General features: G+C 40.5%; 20 protein-coding genes and 2 tRNA genes. 13 read left to right on the forward strand and 9 right to left on the reverse strand.

Translation table 11 applies throughout. The features are described 5' to 3' along the window. Positions 1-150: 150 nt before the first annotated feature. A complete protein-coding gene (locus tag ACW689_RS20700; protein WP_476294223.1) occupies positions 151-2,571 on the reverse strand; it encodes a methyl-accepting chemotaxis protein in 2,421 nt (806 codons plus the stop codon). 164 nt (positions 2,572-2,735) lie between these two features. Between ACW689_RS20700 and ACW689_RS20705 the strand changes: the two genes are divergently transcribed. Genes ACW689_RS20705 through ACW689_RS20715 form a run of 3 tightly spaced genes read left to right on the forward strand, consistent with a single transcriptional unit; the run spans position 2,736 to position 4,942 of the window. Continuing rightward, the gene (locus ACW689_RS20705; protein WP_476294224.1) at positions 2,736-3,722 is read left to right on the forward strand and encodes a cytochrome-c peroxidase; all 987 of its coding nucleotides are present in this window, start codon (positions 2,736-2,738) and stop codon (positions 3,720-3,722) included. Between the two features lie 9 nt (positions 3,723-3,731). Further along, positions 3,732-4,340, forward strand: a complete 609-nt coding sequence (locus tag ACW689_RS20710) for a cupredoxin domain-containing protein (protein ID WP_476294226.1) — start codon at positions 3,732-3,734, stop codon at positions 4,338-4,340. A gap of 8 nt (positions 4,341-4,348) precedes the next feature. Beyond that, the gene (locus ACW689_RS20715; protein ID WP_476294228.1) at positions 4,349-4,942 is read left to right on the forward strand and encodes a cytochrome P460 family protein; all 594 of its coding nucleotides are present in this window, start codon (positions 4,349-4,351) and stop codon (positions 4,940-4,942) included. A 446-nt stretch (positions 4,943-5,388) separates the two neighbouring features. On the opposite strand, the gene ACW689_RS20720 is transcribed toward ACW689_RS20715, so the two are convergent. The 3 genes from ACW689_RS20720 to ACW689_RS20730 form a co-directional block, all read right to left on the reverse strand. Then, positions 5,389-6,408: a hypothetical protein gene (locus ACW689_RS20720; protein WP_476294230.1), complete on the reverse strand. Its 1,020-nt coding sequence runs from the start codon at positions 6,406-6,408 to the stop codon at positions 5,389-5,391. A gap of 63 nt (positions 6,409-6,471) precedes the next feature. After that, positions 6,472-7,299, reverse strand: a complete 828-nt coding sequence (locus ACW689_RS20725; RefSeq protein ID WP_476294231.1) for a CvfB family protein — start codon at positions 7,297-7,299, stop codon at positions 6,472-6,474. Between the two features lie 2 nt (positions 7,300-7,301). After that, positions 7,302-8,624, reverse strand: coding sequence for a DEAD/DEAH box helicase (locus ACW689_RS20730; RefSeq protein WP_476294261.1), 1,323 nt, complete (start codon positions 8,622-8,624; stop codon positions 7,302-7,304). 220 nt (positions 8,625-8,844) lie between these two features. On the opposite strand from ACW689_RS20730, the gene trhO reads away from it, so the two are divergent. From trhO to ACW689_RS20775, 9 genes are all read left to right on the forward strand, one after another. Continuing rightward, entirely contained in the window at positions 8,845-9,831 is a 987-nt protein-coding gene (gene trhO, locus ACW689_RS20735) for an oxygen-dependent tRNA uridine(34) hydroxylase TrhO (protein WP_476294233.1), read from the forward strand. Between the two features lie 594 nt (positions 9,832-10,425). Further along, positions 10,426-10,516: transfer RNA gene (locus ACW689_RS20740), tRNA-Ser, on the forward strand. Positions 10,517-10,567: 51 nt separating this feature from the next. Then, positions 10,568-10,936 (forward strand): hypothetical protein, encoded by a 369-nt coding sequence (locus ACW689_RS20745; protein WP_476294235.1) that lies wholly within the window; start codon positions 10,568-10,570, stop codon positions 10,934-10,936. A gap of 72 nt (positions 10,937-11,008) precedes the next feature. Next, complete coding sequence (locus ACW689_RS20750) at positions 11,009-11,626, forward strand: FKBP-type peptidyl-prolyl cis-trans isomerase (RefSeq protein WP_476294236.1); 618 nt, start codon at positions 11,009-11,011, stop codon at positions 11,624-11,626. Between the two features lie 291 nt (positions 11,627-11,917). Then, positions 11,918-12,307: a MerC domain-containing protein gene (locus ACW689_RS20755; RefSeq protein WP_476294237.1), complete on the forward strand. Its 390-nt coding sequence runs from the start codon at positions 11,918-11,920 to the stop codon at positions 12,305-12,307. Positions 12,308-12,350: 43 nt separating this feature from the next. Then, complete coding sequence (locus ACW689_RS20760; protein ID WP_476294238.1) at positions 12,351-13,271, forward strand: endonuclease/exonuclease/phosphatase family protein; 921 nt, start codon at positions 12,351-12,353, stop codon at positions 13,269-13,271. Between the two features lie 454 nt (positions 13,272-13,725). Continuing rightward, positions 13,726-13,884 carry a hypothetical protein gene (locus ACW689_RS20765; protein ID WP_476294239.1) on the forward strand — a complete coding sequence of 53 codons (159 nt, stop codon included), beginning with the start codon at positions 13,726-13,728 and terminating at the stop codon, positions 13,882-13,884. 205 nt (positions 13,885-14,089) lie between these two features. Continuing rightward, a complete protein-coding gene (locus ACW689_RS20770; protein ID WP_476294240.1) occupies positions 14,090-15,004 on the forward strand; it encodes an alpha/beta hydrolase in 915 nt (304 codons plus the stop codon). A gap of 122 nt (positions 15,005-15,126) precedes the next feature. Continuing rightward, positions 15,127-15,462, forward strand: a complete 336-nt coding sequence (locus ACW689_RS20775) for a zinc ribbon domain-containing protein YjdM (protein WP_476294241.1) — start codon at positions 15,127-15,129, stop codon at positions 15,460-15,462. 101 nt (positions 15,463-15,563) lie between these two features. Here ACW689_RS20775 and ACW689_RS20780 read toward each other — a convergent pair whose 3' ends face one another. From ACW689_RS20780 to ACW689_RS20800, 5 genes are read right to left on the reverse strand one after another with little or no spacing between them, the layout of a single operon-like run. Then, complete coding sequence (locus ACW689_RS20780; protein ID WP_476294242.1) at positions 15,564-15,893, reverse strand: TusE/DsrC/DsvC family sulfur relay protein; 330 nt, start codon at positions 15,891-15,893, stop codon at positions 15,564-15,566. 3 nt (positions 15,894-15,896) lie between these two features. Continuing rightward, positions 15,897-16,169 carry a DsrH/TusB family sulfur metabolism protein gene (locus tag ACW689_RS20785; protein WP_476294243.1) on the reverse strand — a complete coding sequence of 91 codons (273 nt, stop codon included), beginning with the start codon at positions 16,167-16,169 and terminating at the stop codon, positions 15,897-15,899. Beyond that, a complete protein-coding gene (gene tusC, locus ACW689_RS20790; protein WP_476294245.1) occupies positions 16,166-16,522 on the reverse strand; it encodes a sulfurtransferase complex subunit TusC in 357 nt (118 codons plus the stop codon). Before tusC ends, ACW689_RS20785 begins: the two co-directional genes overlap by 4 nt. Then, positions 16,519-16,872 carry a sulfurtransferase complex subunit TusD gene (tusD, locus tag ACW689_RS20795; RefSeq protein WP_476294247.1) on the reverse strand — a complete coding sequence of 118 codons (354 nt, stop codon included), beginning with the start codon at positions 16,870-16,872 and terminating at the stop codon, positions 16,519-16,521. Before tusD ends, tusC begins: the two co-directional genes overlap by 4 nt. A gap of 55 nt (positions 16,873-16,927) precedes the next feature. Further along, positions 16,928-17,593, reverse strand: coding sequence for a Bax inhibitor-1/YccA family protein (locus tag ACW689_RS20800; RefSeq protein WP_476294249.1), 666 nt, complete (start codon positions 17,591-17,593; stop codon positions 16,928-16,930). 239 nt (positions 17,594-17,832) lie between these two features. Between ACW689_RS20800 and ACW689_RS20805 the strand changes: the two genes are divergently transcribed. Then, positions 17,833-17,923: transfer RNA gene (locus ACW689_RS20805), tRNA-Ser, on the forward strand. Positions 17,924-18,177 lie beyond the last annotated feature (254 nt).

Here is an 18,177-nt window from a genome sequence, read left to right on the forward strand (position 1 = left end):
CTGTCGCAGTTCGCCATCCACTTCGAAGGTCGGCTGGATGGCGCACTAGATATTTAATTTTTTAGGCTGACACAGAATTCTGAACGCCCTCGTACTAGATTTGGATTTCCTATATTTTCCACGTGTTAGGAGTTAGCTATAAACTAGGTATTACTCGTCAAAAAATAGATATAACTCTTTGATTGCTTTACGTTCGGTATCGTTTCTTGGTAAAAATTCGAGACCATAATATGTATGCTTTATATCGTCTTCTTGTTTCCAAATAACGCGAGAAACTATGCTTAGAGGGGGCTGGTTCATATAATCTTGATAGCTTTTCTTGGGAACATAAAATACGAGCGTAACTTCTGAATCTACTTCAAGTTCTTGGTTTAATTGATTACTTAACGTAATTCCGCAACCCGTGCAGCTAAGTTCGCGTGTAATTGTTGAGTGTTTATTAGTTTGTTGAATGACTTCAACTTTCACCTTGGCTTCTAAGCGTGTTGAACTTCTTTGTTCCTCTGTAGATAATTCACGTAAGCCATCGTTATCAAAATTAAAACCATCCATCAGTTGATTAACTAATTCTGATGTGACGTATAAATCCCCACCGATCATAGATACCATTTGAGCTTTTTCAGCATTTTGCTGAAGTGAACTAAATAAATGCTGTAACTTAATTTGCATCTCATGCATTTGCTCGCTCTGTTGATTTGAGCGTATAGATACTTGCTGATTAACCGAAATAATATTGTCTATTGTTTTGGTCATTGAACGCAAAGTATTACCACTATCATCAGAACGAGATTTGCTGACATCTACCTGTTCAATAATGTCTGACATTAACCTAATAACGTCAGCGACCTTTGTTATGAGTTGTGATATTACAACTCTAATTTCGTCTGTTGAACTAGCAGTTCGTTGTGCTAAGTTTCTCACTTCATCTGCAACCACTGCAAACCCTCGGCCTTGTTCACCAGCCCTAGCTGCTTCGATAGCAGCATTGAGAGCTATCAGCGCGGTTTGATCTGCTACGGTTGATATGGCATCGGTAACAGATTCTATTTCCTCACTAGCAAGCTTTAGCTCTTCCACCTCTTTGGAAGCTAGCTCTACAACTTCTACCGTTCGATTCATTTCTGTCAGGTTATTATTGACTGCTGTGATCCCTAAATCAGCTTGTATTTTAGCTTCTTCTAACACCTTTTCACTATCACTAATAGCGGTACTAGACTCAATTAACAAATCCATAAATGATTCAGTTACTCGCATTACGTCTGAGTAACTTTCGTTTTCCTTTTGTGCCACAACCGTTATCTCAGAAGCGATGGCCGCCACCTGGTGAGCAGAATGACCGACTTGGCGAGACTGACGTTTGACCGTAGATATGGCCGTTGATAACGATAAAGTCATATGATTAAAGCTCTCAGAAAGTTGGCCTAACTCGTCATTGGTGCGAATATCAAAGTAGTCATCTTGCGTTGTCAGATTCCCTCCAGAAATATTATGTGCTCTTTTTAGTAGTTGTTGGACTCTTAGCTTTAACTTTTGGCTGAAGGTAATACTAACTGTACTAGCAATTATTACGGTCAAAATGGAACTAATAAAAATAATTGTGAGCATATCTGTAAGTGATGAATCAGTATCTTCAATCCCTTTTTGAGACACATTGACGACATGCTCACTGAGCGAATCTAGTTTGTCGAATATTTTATCGGTTAATGGGCTTACAGTCGTTCTTAAATGATAAATTGCGAAGTTAGCTTGTTCACTAGCTTGTTTTTCAAATGCCATAATCGTAATGGGTGCGAGTTTTTCCCGTTCTTTACTATAGTTTTGCCAAAGCTGTAATTGTTGAGGGGTAAATGCATCTTCGTAGTCATCTTGAACCTCTGTAAAGGCATCACTATTTAAAATCCATGCTTGATCAAAGCCATCTATATTTTCTTTATCCCGAGTTAATAAAAAAGCACGCAACTCTGAGATAGCGGTGGCAAAGCTAATCTGCGATTCAACCAATAATTGGTTTAGTTCTGCTTTTTCTTCGTCATCGGCGTCTTCCGCCATGTCCATTTCTGAGATCTTAGAAAGTAACGAGAGCATTGATGTAGCAAGTGGGATTGCTTGGGTAACTAACAGTTTTACAGCAGGTTCATTGTCAACTGTGTTGGCAATATTGGAAATAACTTGTTGTTCTTTTTTCAGCGATATCAAAGCATCATAAATCTCAGTCAGTACTTTCGGAGAAAACCCTGTGTTAACAGCCAACTTTTCAATACTTTGATAATGGATAAAAACATCATTCCATGCTTTGTTCTGTTGAGCAATTGCGTTACTTTTTGAGCTTGGATCATTACCTGTAATGATCTGATCCTTTAAAGAAGTCGAAGACTCTAAAATACTGCGCCTCAATTGTGAGTTGGCCTTTACAAGGGGAATCGAAGTATTAGAGACCGAAGTAAAGTTGTTTCCTATTTTTGTGGTCGTCAAGTATACGAAGAAATTACTAAATATGCCGAGAAAAGTAATAATTGCAAAGGCTAAAAGCATCTTTGCGCCGATACTATATGAGGAACGCGAATTTATCATTTTATAATATCTCTAATTAATTCAATTTATTAGGGCGTCGATGTTCATGCGAACCTACTGAGTTTAAAAAAGCGTAACTTTTCTTTGATTTATCGCTAAATATAGACAATCCTTGATTGAGATCAATTAATCTGATTAACAATTTGGCAGAAAGGGGTTTATACATGAACTCAAAGGTGTATATGTTGTTTTTATGTATTTTGAGTTTTATCTCTATGAATTTGAATGCTTCAAATGAGAGTTTAACGATAAGTACACCTGACGTGGATGACATCGAATACCCGGATGATGAAGAGCACAGTGAGGCGGAAATTAATCTAGGCAAACTGCTCTTTTTCGACCCTAGATTATCCAAAAACCAAAATCAGTCTTGCGCAACTTGCCACAACCCCGAGTTAGGGTTTAGTGACGGCGTCGCTAAAGGAAATGGCAGCAGTGGTGCAATATTAGATCGAAATGCCCCCCATTTATACAACTTAGCTTGGTCATCTATATTCTTTTGGGATGGCAGAGCTGCTAGTTTAGAAGAGCAAGCGCTCGGGCCACTTGTGTCCGACGTTGAAATGCAAATGACACCAGTAAAGGTACTAGAAAGACTGAATGACGTACCCTATTATGCAAAAACTTTCGATGATATTTATGGAGAATTAACATTTGAAAACGTAGGAAAAGCGATAGCGGCTTTTGAAAGAACGATTATTAGCGACAACTCTGCGTTTGATAAATATTTGGCGGGTGATACGCAGGCAATGTCTCCGTCTGCGATGAGAGGTTTGCAGTTATTTGTTGGAAAAGCAAGGTGTGATAAATGTCACGATGGTGCTAATTTTACCGATGATAGTTTTCACAATATTGGTATTGGAGATAAAGACGAAGGGCGTTATAAGGTTAATAAAAACAAGAATATGATAGGGGCGTTTAAAACTCCTGGCTTGCGCAATATCATCATGAGTGCTCCTTATATGCATGATGGATCATTGGGAACATTAGAAGAAGTGGTGGAACATTACAATATTGGTGGTATTAAAAATAAACACCTGAGTCCACTTATTAAACCACTTAATTTAAATGCACAAGAAAAAGCGGATCTGATCGCATTTATGGCTGCTTTAACCGATCCAATAATCATTGAACGTCCCGTTTTACCCTAAGGAGGAAATATGATGTTTAAGTCTTTCATGTTGTTTTTTATGTTTTGTTCATTTGGTGCCTTAAGTGCGACACTTACTGGAACTTTAGAGTTTGTGAAGAAGCCCTCGTTTGTGGGAATTATTTACGCTGAAGGAGGGGTTGGCCCAGCAACAGCACAATTAGATCAGTCAAACAAAGTTTTTGACAAGAAAATGATTGTTGTTGGTAATAATGGCGAAATCACGTTTAAAAACTCCGATAGTTTTCAGCATAATATTTTTGCTAATGACCCTAAAACAGGGGTTAAATTTGATGTTGGACTGATGAACGAAGGACAAAACTCAAACGTGACAGTCAATTGGGCTAATAATACTTTGACAAGGATAGGATGTAAGATCCATCCAAAAATGCGAAGCTACATAGCCAATGTTAATAGTGATGCTTATCAAGTATTGCCCTTTGAGAAGAAACAAAAAACTTATCCTATTAAGCTTGAAGCTGGAAATCACACCAAGTTTGTGCTTCAAATCCCCAAGTATGCTCCTGTAGAAGTAGAGCTTAAATCAGGAGAACAACAATCGGTTGATGTTCTATACAAAGGTAAAAAGAGAGCAACACTTACACTACAGCTACAATAGGAAAGTCAATGAAAGCTATATACTATTTAGCGATATGCATGGGTACTTGTGCATCAGGAAAAGCGCTTTCGGGGCCGTTTGATGTTTATCCGTTTAAAATTCCTGAGCAGTATCAATCGCAACTAAAAAACTATCGAACAGATTGGTATAGAGTAACGGGGTTTGAGCATTCGGGGCTGCATTGGCAGCAGTTCATTTTAGTGTTTATTAATAAGCAACCTGAGGTATATGAACGTAATTATATGGAATACCTTAGGTATTATCAGGACTATGATGAAGACGAAGAAGAAGAATTGTCTCCCCCAGAGTTTAAGCACTATAGTGCTGGTACGATTGTATTAAAAGAAAATTTTTCTGCTCAATCAGGCTCGCCACAAACAGCACTCACTGTCACGATGATGCTAAAACGTGAGAAGGGCTATTCTCCTGAATTTGGTGATTGGGAATATGCACAGTTTGATAGAGAGGGTAATGTGCTACTAAGAGGTAAAGGGTCTCAACCAGAAATAAAAAAAGCATGTGCAGATTGCCATTCAAGTATCGCGGAGCGAGATTATATTTTTGCCAATTTTTTCTCTCGCAAAAGAGTTGGAGCTAAATGAATGGAGTGGGCTAACCGCACTTAGCCCACACACTGGATAAATTTAAAGCGCTTTAGGGTTTAACTTATTGCATTCATTGATCTTCATCTACACGAAACACCCTACTTTAGAGCCTACTTCCGACATTTGAAATATGATTTGTGACAGTGCCTTGTTGTCAGAGGATGGTGTTTGTAATCCTATGTAATGGCTAATTGTATCAGCGCTTCTAAACTTTGTTTTAGGGGCAGGTCCTATTGACCGAATACAGGGGCTAGCGCCCAATGATGTAACAGCCACTCCTAGTGGGCCTGCACAGTTAGGTGCCAAGGCGACGTTACAGGGTAATTCTATTGGAGTTGGGTCAACAGCTAACTCTGGTTCAGGCCATGAAGCGGCACATTCAGGACAGCAACGCCATAAACGGGCCCATTAAAAGTGCTCGTTGTGGTGAGCGATTTTGGTACTTAAACACTCAATTGCTGATATTTTAGAGGTAAATTATATGCACTTTGTAACGTTGATAGATATTTTTGAGAGTCTTCGCAAAGAGCCGATGTACCCACAACAACGAGTTCTTTAATCTTTAGTTGATGATTTTGAGGCCAGTGAGCGTAATCGAGTAGTTGGCCTAATGCTTCGCGAATACAGTGTTTAACCGAGGTATATGATTTAATTTCGTAAATATGATGGCCTTGCGGCTGCTTGACTAAGGCGTCACATTGCATGGATCGGCCTAGTTTTTTTTCCATCGATACAGCGGCTTCACCAAACTGTGCAATTAACTGCGCTTCTAATACATCACTTAAGTTATTGTGCTTTAAATTAACGCTCACGGTTTTTGCGCACACTTGATATTGGGTTTCGAGTTTTTTATTCACCCGTTCAAGGCGCTTAAACACAAAGTTTTCGTTCGTTAGGGTGAGTGTTTGGCTTTCGACAAAAATATACAGCGTGAGCAAACGATCAAAGGTGTGTAGCAAATCGCTCAAGTCAAATTGTGCAAGGGGGACGTATTTACCAAGAAAAATAAATTCGTTAGGCCGAACTAACGCGTTATCTATCACAAATGGGCTGTGCAGCGTTTCGTGTTCGTCACTGTTGTAAGTCATGCTTAAATCACAGAGTGAACTCATATGGTTGGTTAAAAACTGATTAAAGCGCGCAATGCTTGGGCGTAATTGTACCCAAGGAACAGGGGCATTTTGACTTGGCTCCATGTTAAATGCCACGCCATATCTAACCAGCATGTTTTGTTCAGCATGCTCAATGCCAATGTTAAATTGCAGCTCACTCCTGCCACCAAAGTGAAAACCCCAACCTGCGTTATCATCCACCGTACTGGTACGACTTTGACCGACGCGAAAAATGTTCTTTTGTGGCATCTTTGCAAGGTTTTTTAAACGCTTACGTATCGATTGAAGCTCGCCAACTTCGTATTGATACTTGTGCGCTTCAATCAGCGCGACCAGGTCGGTGATCGTCATAATAGTCCTTTTACATACACGGCACTTTGGGCATTAAAAAGGTGAGCTTAGCTCACCTTTTTATTAGTCTTTTAATGAAATCGATTTGGCTTCAATATCAATCTTGCCTTGCTTAAACAAGCCGCCAATGGCTTTTTTAAAGTTGGCTTTACTGGTTGAAAATGCCTTTTTGATTTGCTCAGGGTCTGATTTATCGCCTAGCGGTAATCGACCGCCGTTGTCTTTGAGTGCTTGCATAATTTGCTCGCCTAGGTCGACCACTTTGCCCATACCTGGTTTGTCTAACACCACATCAATTTTACCATCGTCACGTACTACTTTAATGTAGCCTTTTAGCTTTTGACCAATAAACATACGCTTGAACACGGTATTAAAAAACACCACACCAAAGTGTTGTTCATTGATTATGACTTTGTAACCAATGTCTGTTTTAGCCGCAACGATAATATCCACTTCTTGAAACTTGTCGTAGCTGGGCTCGGTTTTATTAACAAACTTATTGAGGTTGCTAGAGGCACATAAACGCTGGCTGGCGTTATCTAAATATAATTTAACTAAGTAGCTATAGCCTTCACGCATTTTGGGCTTTTGTTCGTTAAACGGTGCGAGCACGTCTTTGTCGATGCCCAAGTCCATAAAGGCGCCCACGTTACTGATCTCTTTAACACGCAGCAATGCAAACTCACCTACCTGTGCAATCGGTGTTTTGGTGGTGGCGGTAGGGTGGCCTTGTGCGTCTTGGTAAATAAATACGCGTGCGCTATCACCTTCTTCTAAGTGCTCTTCAAGTTCCTTGGCTGGCAAAAATACTTCACCGAGGTCTTTGCCATCTAAGTAGGCGCCTTCAGCGCATATTTCGCTGATCATTAATGTTTCAATACGACCTAACATATTTATTCCCCAGATGGCTTAGGTTTACGACGAAGAGGCGCAGCACCGTCCACGTCAAATGGTGCTGGAATGGCTTTTTTAACTTTTGGTTTTGGCTTAGCCACTTTTTTAACCGGTTTTTTAGCAACCGGTTTGTTAACTTTTGGTTTAGCGGTTTTTGGTTTGACTGGCTTGAAGCCTTTAAACTTGGCTTCTAGACCTTCAACGCTGGCGAACTCTAACTTATCGCTAAGGTAGTTTTTGATAGCGATATAGCTGTTCCAATCTTTGGGGCCTACTAAAGAGATAGCAGTGCCTTTAAAACCCGCACGCCCTGTACGGCCAATTCGGTGCACATATTCTTCGGCTTGTTTTGGCAAGTCGAAGTTAACAACGTGGGTAACGCTCAGTAAGTCGAGTCCGCGAGATGCAACGTCAGTGGTTACAAGTACTTTAAACAAGCCACGGCTGAATGCATCCATAATATCAAGGCGTTTGTTTTGCGCCAAATCCCCAGCAAGAGCGGTGGCTTTAACACCTAATTCATTCAGTTGTTCGCTGATACGAACGGTATCTGCACGAGTTGCCGTAAAGATGATGCACTGACCTACGTCGTCTTGCTGTACAAAGTGCTTGAGTAACGCATCTTTATGATCTAAATGGTCAGCAAAATAGAGCGTTTGTTTAATATCACCATGTTGCTGGTGGGCGTCACTCAATATGATTTTTTTCGGTGCACGCAGTAAATTACGAGAGGTGACTTCAACCTGTGCATGATCAAGGGTTGCTGAAAACAGCAAGGTTTGACGCAATCTGTGATTCGCTTCATCGTTAATTTTGTTCAGTTGATCAGCAAAACCTAAATCGAGCATACGATCTGCTTCGTCAAAAATCAGTAACTCAAGGCCACTTAATTGCAATGAGCGTTGTTCTAGGTGGTCGCCAATACGACCCGGTGTGCCAATCACAATATGTGGGTCTTTACGCAGGGCTTTGACTTGGTCGTTGAAGTTTTCGCCGCCTAAAACTTTAACGACGCTAATGCTCGTGCCTGCAATAAGTAAACGACATTGGGTAAACACTTGGGTTGCGAGTTCACGGGTCGGCGCAATGATCAAAACGCGCGGATCGCGCTTGCTCAGTGCTTTTTGTTTCATAACACGGTGAACAGCGGGTAACAAAAACGCTAAGGTTTTACCTGAACCTGTCTTGGACTGTGCGAATACATCATGCCCTGCAATAGCCGTTGGAACGGCCTGAGCTTGGATCTCAGTAGGCTCTGTGATCCCTTGATGGGCAAGCTGTTTTTCGAGGCGAGTTTCTATGCCTAATTCAGTAAAGTGCAAAGCGTTTTTCTCCAAAACTGATTTTCTTTAAGACCGCGTAGTATAGCAAAGCATTGCTTTGCTCTCCTAGCATTAAAGCATCCTTGCATCAGGTTTTTGCAATTAAAGTAAAAATCCGTACAATACGCGCTCTAGCGCCGGATTTACGGTCCGGTAAGTGTGCTTTTGGCGTTGTGCTTAATGCCCTAAGCGAAGTGAAAGCTGAAAATTAGGAAAACTTATGTCTAAACCATTTGTGGTTTGTGCCATGTATAAATTCGTGTCACTGCCAAACTTTGAACAAATTCGTCAACCACTTCACGATGTGATGGAACAAAATGAAGTGCGTGGTACGTTACTGCTTGCGGCTGAAGGTATTAACGGTACGGTTGCAGGTAAACGCGAAGGTATTGATGCACTGCTTGCGTGGCTAGATAAACAGCCTGGTTTAGACAACATCGTATATAAAGAGTCATATGATGAGACATGCCCGTTTTACCGCACTAAGGTAAAATTGAAAAAAGAAATCGTGACCATGGGCGTACAGGGCATCGATCCACTAAAAGTGGTGGGTAGCTATGTTAAGCCAAATGAATGGAATGATTTAATCTCTGACCCTGACGTGGTGGTGGTTGATACACGTAATGATTACGAAATTGAGATTGGTACGTTTAAGCACGCTATCGATCCAAACACCAAAACTTTCCGTGAATTCCCGCAGTGGGCAAAAGATAATCTAGACCCAAGCAAGCACAAAAAAGTGGCGATGTTCTGTACTGGCGGTATTCGCTGCGAAAAGTCAACGGCATATATGAAAGAGCAGGGTTTTGAAGAGGTATACCACCTAGAAGGCGGGATCTTGAAGTACTTAGAAGAAGTACCAAAAGAAGAGTCGCTCTGGGAAGGTGAGTGTTTTGTATTTGATAACCGCGTCGCGGTTGACCACGATTTACAAAAAGGCTCTTACGATCAGTGCCATGCTTGTCGTATGCCTATTACTGAAGAAGAAAAGCAACGTGAAGAGTACATGGAAGGTGTTTCATGTCATCATTGTCATAACAGCCTAACCGAAGAGCAACGTACTCGTTTTGCTGAACGTCAAAAGCAAATCCAATTAGCGCAAGCACGTGGCGAAGGTCATATTGGTCACGATGCACAAGAAACGTTACGTCAGCGTAAAGAAGCTAAGCAAGCACAAAAAGAAGCGCAAAGACAAAAGTCAGCTTAAACGTTTCTCAATTTATTACCTTTAAAAGCCTCAACTAATTGTTGAGGCTTTTTTGTTGCTTTTGCAACCAATGTCATGCTTTCTTACGGTTGTATTTAGGTGTGTTTATTTGTTAGTCTAATTGTGTATTTTATAACAATAATAAACGCGGTTATGGGCAACTTATTTCTAAGAGAACGGGAGCGCTGGTGGGTTTGGCTAATGTGGGGGTTACTCGGGGGGGCAGTGAGTGCGTATGTGCTGAGTTTGTCGGCTCAGTCCCTGATTGGTTATCTCGTACCCTGTATCATTGCAACGCTATTGTCTGTTTGGATGGGTTATAGTAAGCGCTTTGATTTTTTTCGAGCCTTTAAAATTCTGTTGCTTGTTGCCACTATTTCTTGCATTCCTCCCTTATTAAACATACTTCTTCCTTTTCAAGAGTTGACTCCAGCGATAATTAAAAGTGCTGTGATTCTTATTGTGTGCACAATATTTAGTCTTATCTGTGCGTGGTTTGCTAGAAGGCCAAAACAATATTATTGAATTTAACAAAAAAGTTAGACTTAGCCCTTTACAGCGTAACTGAAAACCACTAATATGCGCGCCAACAACGGAGAGATGGCTGAGTGGTCGAAAGCACCGGTCTTGAAAACCGGCAAGGGTTAATAGCCCTTCTAGGGTTCAAATCCCTATCTCTCCGCCACCTCATTCCCAAAACCGCCTTAACGGCGGTTTTTTTCGTTTTGGAGGCATTATGTCAGCATTAGTAGTAAAACATGCTAGTTTGTGGATTGTATTTGGCTTCTTTTATATGAGCGGCTTAGAAATGGCATTACGTTTGGCCATTGATGGGCAGCAAGATCCGACATTAGTAAAAACACTGTCACTCACTTTCTTATTCAGTCTGCTTGTCGGCCACTTAATCCGAAAGTACGAAAAGATGTGGCCTATGATTGCATCAGTTATTATCAGTTTGACAGGGGTTGCTGGGTTTGGATATTACTTTACCGAGCGGTTTGCGCAATATAGTACTGAGCTAGGTCTAGGTTTGTGCTTGAGTTTGCCAATCGCCACATTCGTGGTTGGAAAAATAAAACTACCTCAAAACAAAGCGGACAAGTAAGTCCGTTTAAACTCATAACTGGCTATGTTACACTGCGCTCGTCTTTTAATAGAAAACAAAGTGAAATAACTTATGTCAGATTTATTTAATACAGATGCTGAAAAAGCAAGCTATGGAATTGGCTTACAAATGGGTGAGCAATTAAAAGCGAATCCATTTGAAGGACTTAACCTGCATTCAGTATTTGAGGGAATGAAAGACGCATACGCGGGTGACGCGTTCCGTGTTGAGATCCCTGAGATCCAAGCTGCATTCGAAAAAATTAACGCTGAAATTCAAGCGCGTCGTGAAGAAGAAGCAAAAGTACTTGCAGCTGAGGGCGTTGCATTCTTAGAAGAAAACGCAAAACGTGCTGAAATCACTGTGACTGAGTCAGGTCTGCAATATGAAGTGATCAGCACTGGTGAAGGCACTAAGCCAGCCGCAGATTCGAAAGTACGTGTTCATTATCACGGTACATTAATCAACGGTACAGTATTTGATAGTTCATATGACCGTGGTCAGCCTGCAGAATTCCCTGTCAATGGCGTTATCAAAGGTTGGACCGAAGCATTACAACTAATGCCAGCTGGTTCTAAATGGCGTTTATACATCCCACACGAGCTTGCGTACGGTGAGCGTGGCGCGGGTGCATCAATCGCACCTTTCTCAACATTAGTATTCGATGTTGAGCTATTAGAAATTTTATAATGGATGGTTAAGCTTTTTCAAAGTTAACTACTTTAAGTTAGCACAATGAAAAAGCGCGACAATTGGCATTGAGTAATCGCCAATTACATCAGAAAAAGCTTCGCAAATGCGAGGCTTTTTTTATTTTTAGGGATTAAAGTTAGGAATTCAAATCACTCATCAAGTTCACCTATCGAATGACTATTATGTATGACTGCCTTTATTTTTTGTTATGTTATATTGTATCATCTCAACCAAGGCATAAAGCAGTCAACTTTTCATATTAGGTTTTAATGACGGGGTATAAGTGTAGTGAAAACAACAGTTGGTTTAACAGACAAAATATCTATTTTTCTATCAATAACTTGTGCAATTCATTGCCTGCTTTTCCCTATGCTATTGGCGTTAATACCGACCCTAGCCTCATTTCAGCTTAATAATGAAGTGTTTCACCTATGGATGGTTGTAACAGTTCTCCCTTTTAGTATATTTGCGCTGACTTTAGGCTGTAAGCAGCATCGGCGCTTTTATATATTGGGAATAGGGTTTTTGGGCCTGGCACTGTTAATAGGTGCATTGGCCCTCGAAGGAGTCGCTTTTGGACACAAAGGAGAAATCGTATTTACGCTGTTAGGTGCCATGCTTATCGCTATTAGTCACGTATTGAATTATCAACTTTGTTCAGACAAATGCGTTTCTTAACGCTGTTACGTTCTGGATAGTAAAAATTAATAGGCTTAGATGTATGAAATTAAGTAATCTGATGATTGCAACCGCACTCAGTGCATTGAGTATGGGATGCATGAGCGAACGAGCTACATCAGAGAGTGATTTAATCGCTTCAAATGCTCACGATAGTGAAAAACTCAAAGTTGCAACATGGAATGTAGAGCATTTAGCTTTTCCCATTGATAAAGGGTGTAAACCAAGAACTCAAGAAGAAATTGATGCACTGAAGGAATATGCAAACGATCTGGAAGCGAATATTATCGCGCTGCAAGAGGTTGCGTCTGAGCAAGCGATCAAACAAATTTTTCCTAGTGAGCAGTGGCATGTGGTTATCTCGCAACGACCAGACAGTCAATCCTATACTTGCAGAGCTAATGGTCATACTTCCAGTCAGCAAAAAGTCGCGTTTGCAGTAAAAAAGAGTATTAAAATTCTTGATGTAACTCATAGTGATCAGTTTTCACTGGATATGCCAGGCTTGCGCTATGGTCTGGTGTTGAATGTCGAGTCGCCAATGGGGGAATTAGAAATTTTAAACGTGCATATGAAAAGCGGCTGCTTTGTTGACAATTATCAAGCGAGTGACAAAAAATCGTGTCAGGTTTTAGCACAACAAATACCGCATTTAGACAACTGGATTGCGCAACGTGAAAATGCAGGCAAGCCCTATGTAATTATGGGTGACTTCAACCATAGAATTGCTTCGGCCAACAACAAGCTGGCTCAAATACTAACGGCTAACTCACGTAGTACAACAATTGCAACACATAACTTGATAAGCTGTCATCCAAGATACCCTGAGCCAATCGACCACATCATTGTCGGGGGATTTGATGCAGCGCTATCGGTTGAGTCATCACGTGTTCATCATTTTAAAAACATGAAAGAAGATGAAATGCTCAGCGATCACTGTGCTATGTCGGTAAGTTTATTTTAGATATACGATGAATTTAACCAAAGTTTAGTATGAATCTGTATGCTAAATTGAATTTGGTTTTATACACGCGTATATGCTGGCGCTTTTTATTCGGGGTGGCTATGTGTCACCCCATGTTTGTTCTTAATTAACTCAGCTGTTAATCACCTCTATGCCTGAGAAAGTCTAGCTACTTACATATGCGGCTTGTATTCAAGTTGCTATCTGTTGCTGTGCGTTGATTATTATTTTCAAGCTACTTGCTACATTCCATTGTTTTTATTTTGTTGGAATAATGTGGATAATTAAATGTTTCGATTAAAACGTGGTCATTTAATTTAATGAAACTTTAAGGTATGTACAATCCTTAATCTTCACTTGATCTAGATAAAATAATTAATATATTCCGCTTTTTATGAATATAAAAACCTGCTATCTTTGCTGCGAAATTTGTAACTAACTAAAGGAAATTACGATGTTACTTAAACTAAAAAAGAAAGCGGTTAAAAATCTTCATACTTCTTCAAATAAACTCGCTCCTCAACAAACACCGCAAGTAGCAGGCGGCACCAATCTTGATACGCTTATGTGCTTACCAACGATGCAATGTCCGCAAACATGGCAATGTGCGTAAACACAGTATTAAAATAGCACTTAGTCAATCAACAGGCCTCATGAAGGCCTGTTTTTGCGTCTATTGCATTTATAACGTTAACAAATACCAATACGCCTGATTTACTCTCATATCAGTATTTACTTAAAAAAAACGAGGTACTGTATGTATATACATAGGTTTGGTTCGTGTATTATCTTCGCATTATTAATTAGTGAATACACGTATGGTCAATAATTTAGAGTTTGGTATTGGGAAGTTAGTCGAAGAGTTTATAGTCCAAGGCCGGCCTTGTGCTTCGCAGCAGAGCATTGAAGCGAGACGAGAAGGGTACATTGCAAGTACCGCATTGGCTGGGGACAGTCCGGTCATGGCCGAAGAGTTTGAAGACAAGATTGGGGGTACAGCGATTAAAGTTTATAAACCACTCAATACGACAGATCTGCCTGTAACTGTATACTTTCATGGTGGCTGTTTTGTCAGTGGTAGCTTTAAAACACATGAACAACAGCTAAGGCAGCTCGCTGCTTTGTCAAAAACCATGGTTATTTGTATTCAGTACCGTCTTGCACCAGAGCATACTTACCCTGCGGCTCATGACGATGCTTTTGAGGGCGTGTTAAGCATTCAATCACACGGACATAAATATGGTGCCAAGACAGACAGTATCGTTTTTGTTGGGGATAGTGCAGGGGGACATTTAGCCCTTGCTACCTCTATTCGGTTAAGAGATAACAACCTAAGGTTGCCGAAAAAACAGATACTGATTTATCCGATGTTAGATCCGTCAGGTTTATCCAATAGTTACAGTGAAAATGGCACCGATTTTATTATTACCGCTCAAATGTTACTGTCTGGTTTTGCTTTGTATGCTGGCTCACAAGAGCAACTTAAAAATACGCCTGAGCTCAATTTATTGGATGCCGATTTAAGTAATTTGCCTTCTACAACGATTATTACAGCAGAATTTGATCCCTTACGAGATGAAGGGGAAGTACTCTACAGAAAGCTCTTGTCTTATGGTGTTGACGCACATTGTCAGAGATACTTAGGCGTGATCCACGGGTTTTATCAACTGTCGGCTATCTCTGGCTCGGCGCGTAAATGTATTGAACAGATTGCGCTGGAAATTAAGCAATAAGGTGGTTTTCGGCTTTCTGCACAATTAAAATTAGCAAATCAGATGTTATAATCGCGAGCAACTGTGTCACACCTGCAAAGTCGTGCGGGTGTGGGTAACTTGAATAAAATGAATGGTAAATTATGTCTCTTCCTCCCTGCCCGAAATGTCAATCAGAATATGTCTATCAAGATCAAGCAAACCTTATTTGCCCAGAATGTGCTCATGAATGGAACCCATCTGAAGTGAATGATGACGATGTCGTAAATGTAAAAGATGCAAACGGCACATTGCTTGTAGATGGTGATAAGGTAACTGTGATCAAAGATTTAAAAATAAAAGGCAGCTCACAAGTAATTAAAATTGGCACTAAAGCTTTAGTTAGACGTGTGCTCGATAAAAAGGATCATGAACTTGACTGTAAAGTTGATGGGGTGGGCGAAATGATGGTTACCGCTAAGTTCGTTAAGAAGGCATAATTATCTGAAGCTGAGGTTACTACATAAAGCCACACAAAAGTGCGGCTTTCAGGCGCTCATGTAACATTTAATTTGCTGTCATGAGCGTGTTTGTCTAAAAATCAAATGCACCTTGCTGGTTTTGGCAAACCAGCAATCTTAGTGGCTTGTTTAGCGGGGCCTTTGGGAAACAGTTTATACAAATACATGCTGTTACCTTTGTCTTCGCCAAGCGCTTTGGCCATCGCTTTTACAAGCATTCGTATTGCAGGGCTGGTGTTATATTCTTCATAAAAATCACGGACAAAGTTGACGACCTCCCAATGCGCATCTGTGAGTACAATGTTTTCTTGCTCTGCAATAATTGGGGCAAGTTCAGGTGTCCATTGTGTATGATCGAGTAAGTATCCTTGCTTGTCGGTTTCAATGGATTGATTGTTTATTTCTAACATAATTTACCAAGTAATTGATTTATGAGCGTGAGCAATTAACTCGACCCATTCAATATCGTTAATACATTTTATTTCATCAGTTGTGGTAATACCGCGAGCAGTGGCACATTCCGACAGTACGTACAAGTGCATTGCAAATGCTTTGTAGGCTGTTGTATCGTAGCATGCATCGCCAGTGAGCAGCACAACGTCATTATCTGCAATCAGGCTACTTATCTCTAAACCGAGATAGTATTGAATGGGCTTTGAAAGAATGTGAACTGTATTGATTATCATATCGTCACCACATAATCTTGCTGCTGTAAAAGTGCCCGCTGTTTTTGTTTATTAAGCGCTGTTACATCGATTGTGAGCTGTTGTGCATCTAAACCATAGTGCAGCAGGGCATCTTCACATACATAAATCTGTTCAACGTCATATATTTCAAGCGTTTTTATGGTCTTAAAAAAATCTTTCAAACCTAAATGTGCTGCCGATTGCTCGCTTTTTAAGGCAAGTACTGCGCTACCTGTCAAGAGCCAAGACACATTTTGATCAATGGCAGCATAGATAAGTGTTGTATCTAATGCATCACGTAGTTTTAGACCATCAAATGGACTACTTTGGCTGATCACTAAAACATTCTTCATTTAAATTGTACCCATTTATCAGCCTTGGCACTCAACATGGCAAATTCAGCAAGCCCAGCAACTTTGAAAAGCTCGGTCTTGCTTAAATCAATTGCGCGTTTTTCAGCTGCTGTAACGCACAACAGTAGCGGGATGTTTAAGTCTGCAAGTGACTGCCAAGTGGCTTTAACGTCGAGTTCGTCAGTCGCTAGTTGAAGATAAGAAGATGCATGACTCACCGCATCTTGATATAAAAAGATACAGTCAATTGTATGGCCACTTTGTGTGGCTGCATGTGCAAAACGAGATAAGCTCAGCAAACTATGCTGATCGGCAACCCCTGTATGCAACGATAAAACGAATTTGCTCAAAACATGCTCATAAAAAAAGCCCCAATAAGGGGCTTATTTTACCAGATCAAACTGGTTAGTCATCACTTGCGCCTAAAAGAGCGAGTAATGAAGTAAATAGGTTATAGATATTTAAGTACAAACCAACTGTTGCTAGTACATAGTTGGTTTCGCCACCGTTAATGATGCGGCTTGTATCATATAAGATGAAGCCAGACATGATCAGTACTACCGCTGCGTTCAGCGCCATAAATGCAACGCTACTACCAATAAATAAATTAACAAGACTTGCAATGATAACGACAATTAAACCAACCGTTAAAAAGCCGCCCATAAAAGAGAAGTCTTTCTTAGTCGTTAATGCATAAGCTGATAAACCAAAGAAGATTAGCGCAGTTGAACCCAAAGCTTGCATGATCAGCATACCGCCATTTGGCATTGCCGCGTAGTGGTTAAGCAACGGCCCTAAGCCAAAGCCCATAATACCTGTAAACAAGAACACTAAACCAATCGCCGAAGATGAGTTTGCTTTTTTGTGAATAACAAAAATCAAACCTAGGCCAATAAGAGAACATACAAGGCCAGTGAAACGTGGTAATGCCATTGTCATTGAAATGCCAGCTGTGATGGCACTGAATGCCAATGTCATAGCAAGAAGGAAATACGTATTCTTTAATACCTTGTTAGTTTCAACTGTCGACATGACCGGCTTAGCGGCACCGTACGAGTGATTGAACGCCATGGTTAAACTCCTTAGTGAACAAATGTTCCAATAATTAAACTGGGTTAAGATTACCAATAGTTATATGGTTGAGCAAACATTGTCGATCAAATAGAGTGTCATTTTTAGCAAAAGTTCCGTGTAACCCACTTGCCCTGGTGGTCTTTTGAACAAATGTGAGGTTTTTTGAGCACTTAAACGTTTTTTTGAAAAAAAAGCTTCACATTGGCGCGGGGATTATCTAATATTCGCCCCGCTGCGGAGAGATGGCTGAGCGGTTGAAAGCACCGGTCTTGAAAACCGGCATACGTTAATAGCGTATCTAGGGTTCAAATCCCTATCTCTCCGCCACATAGAAGAATGGGTAACTCAAATGAGTTACCCATTTTTTTTGCCTATTTAAAGTTAGTTTTAGCCATTTACTTTCGGTCTACCTTGATTTGCACAAAGTGTTTTACTTCGCTCCTAAGTGTAACTTGCGCTTTTTATTGTAATTCTTGCTAATAAAAAATACTCAGATACTCAGATACTCATGAACATAACTAGCAGGTTGTGAATAGGGAAGCTTTGGTCTTTGCTTACAATTTAGATAGTGTTATTGTCGC

It is taken from the genome of Pseudoalteromonas sp. ABE4_541, assembly GCF_056312285.1.

What these genes read in the sequence shown, in the direction of transcription:
- ACW689_RS20705 (WP_476294224.1), top strand. Translation starts at nt 2,736, where the DNA reads ATGAACTCAAAGGTGTATATGTTGTTTTTATGTATTTTGAGTTTTATC.
- ACW689_RS20785 (WP_476294243.1), bottom strand. Translation starts at nt 16,169, where the DNA reads ATGATAATCAATACAGTTCACATTCTTTCAAAGCCCATTCAATACTAT.
- ACW689_RS20775 (WP_476294241.1), top strand. Translation starts at nt 15,127, where the DNA reads ATGTCTCTTCCTCCCTGCCCGAAATGTCAATCAGAATATGTCTATCAA.
- ACW689_RS20745 (WP_476294235.1), top strand. Translation starts at nt 10,568, where the DNA reads ATGTCAGCATTAGTAGTAAAACATGCTAGTTTGTGGATTGTATTTGGC.
- ACW689_RS20760 (WP_476294238.1), top strand. Translation starts at nt 12,351, where the DNA reads ATGAAATTAAGTAATCTGATGATTGCAACCGCACTCAGTGCATTGAGT.
- ACW689_RS20770 (WP_476294240.1), top strand. Translation starts at nt 14,090, where the DNA reads ATGGTCAATAATTTAGAGTTTGGTATTGGGAAGTTAGTCGAAGAGTTT.
- ACW689_RS20700 (WP_476294223.1), bottom strand. Translation starts at nt 2,571, where the DNA reads ATGATAAATTCGCGTTCCTCATATAGTATCGGCGCAAAGATGCTTTTA.
- ACW689_RS20780 (WP_476294242.1), bottom strand. Translation starts at nt 15,893, where the DNA reads ATGTTAGAAATAAACAATCAATCCATTGAAACCGACAAGCAAGGATAC.
- ACW689_RS20715 (WP_476294228.1), top strand. Translation starts at nt 4,349, where the DNA reads ATGAAAGCTATATACTATTTAGCGATATGCATGGGTACTTGTGCATCA.
- tusC (WP_476294245.1), bottom strand. Translation starts at nt 16,522, where the DNA reads ATGAAGAATGTTTTAGTGATCAGCCAAAGTAGTCCATTTGATGGTCTA.
- trhO (WP_476294233.1), top strand. Translation starts at nt 8,845, where the DNA reads ATGTCTAAACCATTTGTGGTTTGTGCCATGTATAAATTCGTGTCACTG.
- ACW689_RS20720 (WP_476294230.1), bottom strand. Translation starts at nt 6,408, where the DNA reads ATGACGATCACCGACCTGGTCGCGCTGATTGAAGCGCACAAGTATCAA.
- ACW689_RS20800 (WP_476294249.1), bottom strand. Translation starts at nt 17,593, where the DNA reads ATGGCGTTCAATCACTCGTACGGTGCCGCTAAGCCGGTCATGTCGACA.
- ACW689_RS20765 (WP_476294239.1), top strand. Translation starts at nt 13,726, where the DNA reads ATGTTACTTAAACTAAAAAAGAAAGCGGTTAAAAATCTTCATACTTCT.
- ACW689_RS20725 (WP_476294231.1), bottom strand. Translation starts at nt 7,299, where the DNA reads ATGTTAGGTCGTATTGAAACATTAATGATCAGCGAAATATGCGCTGAA.
- ACW689_RS20750 (WP_476294236.1), top strand. Translation starts at nt 11,009, where the DNA reads ATGTCAGATTTATTTAATACAGATGCTGAAAAAGCAAGCTATGGAATT.
- ACW689_RS20710 (WP_476294226.1), top strand. Translation starts at nt 3,732, where the DNA reads ATGATGTTTAAGTCTTTCATGTTGTTTTTTATGTTTTGTTCATTTGGT.